We start from the raw sequence: 504 nt of genomic DNA, 5'->3' as shown, positions 1-504 counted from the left end.
AGTTACCCGCAACCCCGCCGATAAATGATTAAGGCTGCCAAATCGCGGCAAGTGACAAAAGACATTCATGGCACGAGCATAATCAGTAGCCTGTTGCACTTATTCTATGAAACCAAGTGCAACCACCCTGTGAGTTAAAGTGATCTTATTGGAGAACAAATATATGGATATTCGTAACACGTCCTCTTTCCTTCCCGCCTTCAATGCTGCCAGTGCTTCAGTAGCGACTCAGAACCGTTTAAAACATACGCCTCCTGCCGATGAGGGCTTCAACCTGAAAGAGGCTATTGAAGGGGGGAAAGCGTATCAAGAAATGCAAGATCAGCGTCACGCCGAGTTTAGGAAAATCTGGGGCGATAATATTCAAAATATGTATAAGCTAGCCCGCTCCGCAGAAGATCATTTATCCAAGGGGTTTCAAGGCTTTGAAGCCTTTAAAGAAAAGCAAGCCGCTAGACACACCGATATAGATATAAATAGTCTGGATGTTGCCTTGGTGGATGG

Annotated in this window: 1 protein-coding gene; it reads left to right on the top strand. The window is 45.2% G+C overall.

Annotation, left to right across the window (positions count from 1 at the left end):
* Positions 1-163: 163 nt before the first annotated feature.
* On the top strand, positions 164-504 hold a 341-nt coding region (locus BTA35_RS16605; protein WP_139363702.1), incomplete at its 3' end, for a hypothetical protein.

This window comes from Oceanospirillum linum, from assembly GCF_001995095.2.
Lineage (GTDB): Bacteria > Pseudomonadota > Gammaproteobacteria > Pseudomonadales > Halomonadaceae > Oceanospirillum > Oceanospirillum linum.
This window is presented reverse-complemented; position numbering and strand designations above follow the sequence as displayed.